The 6,172-nt window shown below is 71.2% G+C and carries 6 protein-coding genes; 2 read left to right on the top strand and 4 right to left on the bottom strand.

Annotation, left to right across the window (positions count from 1 at the left end):
* Positions 1–185: 185 nt before the first annotated feature.
* The 3 genes from MMF94_RS02880 to MMF94_RS02870 form a co-directional block, all read right to left on the bottom strand.
* On the bottom strand, positions 186–1,868 hold the full coding sequence (locus MMF94_RS02880) for a glycoside hydrolase family 13 protein (protein ID WP_241034460.1): 1,683 nt from the start codon (positions 1,866–1,868) through the stop codon (positions 186–188).
* Between the two features lie 90 nt (positions 1,869–1,958).
* Positions 1,959–3,497 (bottom strand): GMC family oxidoreductase, encoded by a 1,539-nt coding sequence (locus MMF94_RS02875; RefSeq protein ID WP_241034459.1) that lies wholly within the window; start codon positions 3,495–3,497, stop codon positions 1,959–1,961.
* Between the two features lie 77 nt (positions 3,498–3,574).
* Positions 3,575–4,372, bottom strand: coding sequence for an enoyl-CoA hydratase-related protein (locus tag MMF94_RS02870; RefSeq protein ID WP_241034458.1), 798 nt, complete (start codon positions 4,370–4,372; stop codon positions 3,575–3,577).
* A gap of 45 nt (positions 4,373–4,417) precedes the next feature.
* On the opposite strand from MMF94_RS02870, the gene MMF94_RS02865 reads away from it, so the two are divergent.
* Together MMF94_RS02865 and MMF94_RS02860 are read left to right on the top strand one after the other, a co-directional pair.
* Complete coding sequence (locus tag MMF94_RS02865; RefSeq protein WP_241034457.1) at positions 4,418–5,176, top strand: SDR family NAD(P)-dependent oxidoreductase; 759 nt, start codon at positions 4,418–4,420, stop codon at positions 5,174–5,176.
* Positions 5,177–5,291: 115 nt separating this feature from the next.
* Complete coding sequence (locus tag MMF94_RS02860; RefSeq protein ID WP_241034654.1) at positions 5,292–5,690, top strand: RidA family protein; 399 nt, start codon at positions 5,292–5,294, stop codon at positions 5,688–5,690.
* A gap of 15 nt (positions 5,691–5,705) precedes the next feature.
* Here MMF94_RS02860 and MMF94_RS02855 read toward each other — a convergent pair whose 3' ends face one another.
* Entirely contained in the window at positions 5,706–6,161 is a 456-nt protein-coding gene (locus MMF94_RS02855; RefSeq protein ID WP_241034456.1) for a MarR family winged helix-turn-helix transcriptional regulator, read from the bottom strand.
* Between the last annotated feature and the right edge of the window lie 11 nt (positions 6,162–6,172).

Genomic DNA, 6,172 nt, shown 5'->3' with positions numbered 1-6,172 from the left:
GCGGCCTACCAGGGTGGTACCCGGCCCTGGATGCTCTGGGAGAACAGCACAGGCGACCGCGACCCTCTGCAGGCCACCATCGCCGAGATGAAGGCGAGCACGGGCAAAACGGAGACGATCACCGTCCCCACCCCCCGATAGCTGCTGGCCCGGCGACCCGGGAGCCGGGTCGCCGGGCGAACCCCTCAGACGGCGAGCCAGACCGCCGCGTCCGGCGGCACCATCCCGTCCCCGGCATCGGGGCCGCTCCCGAGCAGCACCCTCGCCCCGGCCGGGAGCTGCGCCGGACCGTCCGACAGGTTCACCACACAGGCGAAGCCCGCGCCGCGGGCGAACGCGAGCACGCCGGGCTCGCTCGGCAGCCACGTGAACGGCCCGTCGCCCAGAGCCGGGTGCTCGTGCCGCAGCGCCAGCGCCGCCCGGTACAGGCTGAGCATCGACTCCGGGTCGTCCACCTGCGCCTCCACCGTGACGGCGGCGAAGTCCGCGGGCTGGGGCAGCCAGGGCGCGGCGTGCGCTCCCGCCGGGCTGAAACCGAACGGGGGCGTGGTGCCGGACCAGGGCAATGGCACGCGGCAGCCGTCACGGCCACGGTCGGTGTGCCCGGAGCGCGTCCACGTGGGGTCCTGCAGCACCTCGTCGGGCAGGTCCTCCACCTCCCACAACCCCAGCTCGTCGCCCTGGTAGACGTAGGCACCGCCCGGCAGCGCGAACATCAGCAGGGCTGCGGCCCTGGCCCGGCGCCTGCCGAGCTCCCGATCGAAGGCCGGGGCAGGCGCGAGATCGGTGAGGGAGTGCCCCGCGCCGTTGGTGGCCGGGCGACCCAACCGGGAGACGTGCCGGACGACGTCGTGGTTGGACAGCACCCAGGTCGCGGCCGCGCCCACCGCGGCCACCGTGTCGAGCGAGTGGTCGATGGCCTGGCGCAGGGCAGGTGCTTCCCACGGGGCGCGCAGGAAGTCGAAGTTGAACGCGGTGTGCAGCTCGTCGGACCGCAGGTAGCGCGCGAGCCGCTCGGGCGAGTCGACCCACGCCTCGCCGACGAAGACCCGCGGCTGCGCGTAGGAGTCGGCGACACGGCGCCACGCGCGGAAGATGTCGTGCACGCCGTCGCGGTCCCAGTGCGGGTGATCGCTGCGCTCGACCGGGCCGAGCATGGTCTGCTCGTCGAGGCCCAGGTCGGGCAGCCCGTCCGACTTGACCAGCCCGTGCGCCACGTCGATGCGGAACCCGTCCACGCCCCGGTCGAACCAGAACCGCAGGATCGACTCGAACTCCTCCTGCACCCGCGGGTCGCTCCAGTTGAAGTCGGGCTGGGCCGCGTCGAAGAGGTGCAGGTACCACTCCCCCGGCCTGCCGTCGTCCGTCACCCTGCTCCACGCCGGGCCGCCGAAGACACTGCGCCAGTCGTTGGGCGGCTCGTCGCCACCCGGGCCCCGGCCGGGCCGGAAGTGGTAGCGGCTGCGCTCCGGGGAACCGGGGGCGGCCGCGAGCGCCTCCCGGAACCAGGCGTGCTGGTCGGAGCTGTGGTTCGGAACGATGTCGAGGATCACCCGCAGCCCGAGCGCGTGCGCCTCGTCCACCAGCGCCGCCGCCTCCTCACCGGTGCCGAACATCGGCTCCACGGCGCGGTAGTCGGCCACGTCGTACCCGCCGTCGGCCATGGGCGAGGGGTACCAGGGGTTGATCCACACCGCATCGACGCCGAGATCACGCAGATGCCCGAGCCGGGCGCGGATACCGGCGATGTCACCGATCCCGTCTCCGTTCCCGTCGGCGAAGCTGCGAATGTAGAGCTGGTACACCACGGCGTCGCGCCACCAGGTCTCCACGTCGGTCCGCTGCCCGGCGACCTCGGCCGTGCCCATGCGCTCTCCTCGTCGATCGACTGCGTGCCGGAATCATCATCTGATGCCCGCAACGCGTGCGCTCGGCAGCCCGGACCGCACCCTCACGCGTCAGCCGGCCGCGGACCCGATCAGCTCCGCTGCGCGCTCGGCGATGGCCAGCACGGTGGCGTTGATGTTCGCGCCCACCATCGACGGCATGACCGACGCATCGGCGACGCGCAGACCGCTGATACCTCGGACGCGCAGCACGGTGTCGACCACGGCGCCGTCGTCGTCACCGATCCGGCAGGTTCCTGCGGGGTGCCGGGCACTGTGCGTGTCGTCGCAGAGGTACTCCTGCCACTGCTCGGGCTCGCGGACGTCCGGGCCCGGCCGGAACTCCGTGTCGCGCCATTCGTCGAGCTCGGCAGCACTACCGATCTCCCGTGCCCTGCGGAGCCCTGTGAGGAGCACCTGGACGTCGTGGGGATCGCTGAGGAACCGGGGGTCGATCAACGGTGGGGTGTCGGCCTGGTCGGATGCGAGCCTGATCCGCCCGCGACTCCTCGGACGGCCCACGACGACGCCCAGGGTGTAGCCCAGTTCCGGTGGTCGCACCGTCGGTGGACAGGACGGGAAGGTCCAGCACAACAACTGGACGTCCGGATATCCGATGTCCGCATCGCTGCGCATCATCACGGTCAGGCTGCGTTCCACATCGCCGTCGTGCACGAGCGGCTTCGTGGCCGAGTAGACGACGTCGGCGATCGCGTGGTCCTGCAGGTTGTCCCCGACCCCGGGAAGGTCGACGACCACCGGTATGCGGTGGCCGCGCAGATCGGCCTCCGGCCCGATACCGGAAAGCAGCAGAAGGTGCGGTGATCCGATCGCTCCCGCCGAGACGATCACCTCACGGCCGGCCTCCACGCGGTACATCTGGCGGCCCGCCGAGTATTCCACTCCACGACACCGTTCCCCGGATACGAGAAGCCGACGGGCCAGGGCGCCTGCGATCACCGTGAGATTCGGGCGATCCGCCAGTACCGGTCGGATATAGGCGTCGGCGGCCGACTGACGGACACCGTCGACGATGTTCCTCTCCAGCCATCCCGCGCCCTCCGCGTCGGGGCCGTTGAGGTCGTTCGAGAACGGGATTCCGGCTCCCACGACAGCGTCGCGGAGGGCGAGCGTGAACGGGCCGGTCTGAGCCGACACCGCGACCTGCATCGGCCCGTCGACGCCGCGCCACCGGCTGTTCGGGCCGTCGGTGCGTTCGCTGCGGCGGAAGTAGGGCAGCAGGTCGTCGTAACCCCAGCCACTGGCCCCGGCCCGCACCCAGTCGTCGTAGCTCGACCGGTGCGCACGAATGTGGGCCATCGCGTTGATGCTGCTCGACCCGCCCAGGACACGACCTCGGGGGTAGGCCAGGACAGCTCCGTCCAATGCGGACTGCGGTTCACTGCGAAAGGCCCAGTCGACCGTGGTGCCGGACAACGCGGCAAAAGCGGACGGGATCGCCATCATCTCGGGCCCGTCGACCGGTCCGGCTTCCAGCAACACCACCCGATTGTCGGGATTTTCCGACAATCGTGCGGCAATGACGCATCCGGCGGTGCCTGCGCCGACCACCACGAAATCGGCTTCTAGCCGGTGTTCCTGGTCGCTCATCGTTCCTTCCCCGGAAAGCCGTTTCGCGACGTCAGGGAAAGTCTAGCTCGACCGGTCATGCATTCCAGGAACCATGATCAGCGGAAACGGGAGAAGTCCGGCGGCCGCTTCTCGGCGAACGCCCGCGCCCCCTCCATGCCCTCGTCGCCGTGGGCGTACTCCTCGAGCCCGTCGAAGGCGAGGTGGGAGATGCCGCTGATGTGGTCGGTGTCGGCATTGAACGAGTGCTTGAGGAACTTGAGCGCGGTGGGTGAGTACGAGCCGATCTTGCGCGCCCATGCCCGTGCCGTGTCGAGCAGGTCAGCGGCCGGGACGACCTCGTTGACCAGGCCCCAGCGCTCCGCGGTGGCGGCGTCGTAGCGGTCGAGCAGGAACCAGATCTGCCGCGCCCGCTTCTCCCCCACGACACGGGCGAGGTAGGCGGATCCGAACCCGGCGTCGAAGGAGCCGACCCGCGGTCCGGCCTGCGCGAAGGTCGCGTGCTCCGCGGCCACGGTGAGATCGCAGAGCACGTGCAGGACGTGACCGCCGCCGATCGCGATCCCGTTGACGGCCGCGATCACCGGCTTGGGGATGTCGCGGATGATCCGGTGCAGCCGTTCGATCTCGAAGGTCCCCCACTCGGTCTCGCCGTAGCCGCCGGTCTCCGCGCGCTCCTTGACGTCGCCGCCGGTGCAGAACGCGCGGTCACCGCCGGCCGTGAGGATGACGGCTGCGACGCGGCGGTCGGCCCAGGCATGCTTGAACGCGGAGATCAGCTCGTCGACCGTGCGGCCGCGGAAGGAGTTCATCCGCTCCTGCCGGTCGATCGTGATCACAGCGTGGTTGTCGTCTTCGACCACATATTTGATGTCGGTGAACTCGTCGATCCGCATGCTGCGATGTTGACGGCCGTCATCGCCGCTTGACAAGCTCGACAGGTGGACGACGCGCGCCGCTGCCTGGTGACCGGAGCCGGTCGGGGGATCGGAGCAGCGGTCGCGAAGCGACTATCGGCCGCCGGCCACCGGGTGGCACTCACCTCGCGCAGCGCGGGCGAGCTGGAGGTCTTGGCCGCGCAGCTGCCGGGCCCGTCGCTGATCGTGCCGGCCGACGTCACCGACCCCGACGCCATCGAGTGCGCGTTCGCCGACGTGGAACGGGCGTGGGGACCGGTGGAGGTGCTCGTCCTCAGCGCAGGCGCCGGAGGGTCCGCCCCGTTGCGGCGCACCACCGACGCCGACTGGCAGCGGATGCTCGACCTCAACCTCACGGCGCCGTTCCGGATGCTGCGCCGGGCGGTGCCCGGCATGGTCGAGCAGGGGTTCGGCCGCGTGGTGGCCATCGCGTCGATGGCGGCCAGGCACGGCGAGCCCTATATCGCCGCGTACACGGCGAGCAAGCACGGACTGCTCGGACTCGTCCGAGCCGCGGCCGCGGAGCTCGCCACCACCGGCGTCACGGTCAACGCGGTGTGCCCGGGCTTCGTCGACACGCCGATGACCGAGGTCACCACCGCGTCGATCAGCTCGATCACGGGCCGTACAACGGAGCAGGCGCGCAAGTGGCTCGAAGGCCGGCAGCCGATCGGCAGGCTGATCACCCCGGACGAGGTGGCCGACGCCGTGCTGCTGTGCGTGGCGAGCGCGGCGATCACCGGGCAGGGCATCAACGTCGACGGCGGGGCCGTGCAGTCGTGAACAGGGCAGTCGTGAACAGCGCGGCCGCAGGCAGGGCAGTCGTGAGCGCAACAGTCATGAGCGGAGCAAGCGTGAGCAGGACAGTCGTCGGCGTGGCCGGAGCAGGGCCGTCGTGATCGAGCGCGTCGACCCGCCGGAGCTGGCCCGGCCCTCGGGGTTCGCGCACGCCGTGGTGGCGACCGGACGCACGGTGTTCCTCGCAGGCCAGACCGGGATGGACGCCGAGGGGCACATCGTCCCCGGCGGGCTGGTGGCGCAGTTCGAGCGCGCCCTCGAGAACCTGCTCATCGCATTGCGTGCCGCGGGCGGCGGTCCCGAGCACCTGGCCCAGCTGACGATCTACATCGTCGACATGGACGGCTACCGCGAACACGCCCGCGAGATCGGCACGGTGTGGCGGCGCCTCGTCGGCGCGCGGTACCCCGCGATGGCGGGCATCGGTGTCGCCCGGCTGTGGGACGCCGAGGCGCTGGTGGAGCTGCAGGGCACCGCGGTGATGCCCGTCGAGAACTGAGCTCCGCCCGTCACATCAGGCGGAGCCCCCTTCTCCGAGTCGGCGCGTCTGGCGCTCCAGCACGTCGATCGTGTTCCGCACGTAGTCGGCGATCACCGCGAGCTCGTGCTCGTCGTACTTCGCCATGAAGCCCGCCATGTCGCGGCCGAGCTCGGCGAAGGCGTCGCCGGGATCGGCCCGGCGCCCGCGCACAGGGACGACGAGGACACGCCTGCGGTCGGCGGGATCGGGGCTGCGTCGCACGTGACCGGCGCGCTCCAGCCGGTCGACGAGCCCGGTGACCGCGCCGGGAGTCAGCCCGGTCAGCTGCGCCAACCGGCCCGCCGTCATCGGTGCCTCGCCGGTCACCAGGGCCAGCGCCCGCTGGTCGGCCGCGCTGAGACCGAGGCGGGTGCCGACCGCCTCGTGGAACATCACCACGGCCGTGCTCAGCCGCCGGCCCCACTCGGCGGGGTCGGGGATCTCGCTCATCGTCGTTCGCC

The organism is Pseudonocardia alaniniphila, assembly GCF_022524485.1.
In the GTDB taxonomy this organism is placed as follows: Bacteria; Actinomycetota; Actinomycetes; order Mycobacteriales; family Pseudonocardiaceae; genus Pseudonocardia; species Pseudonocardia alaniniphila.
This window is presented reverse-complemented; position numbering and strand designations above follow the sequence as displayed.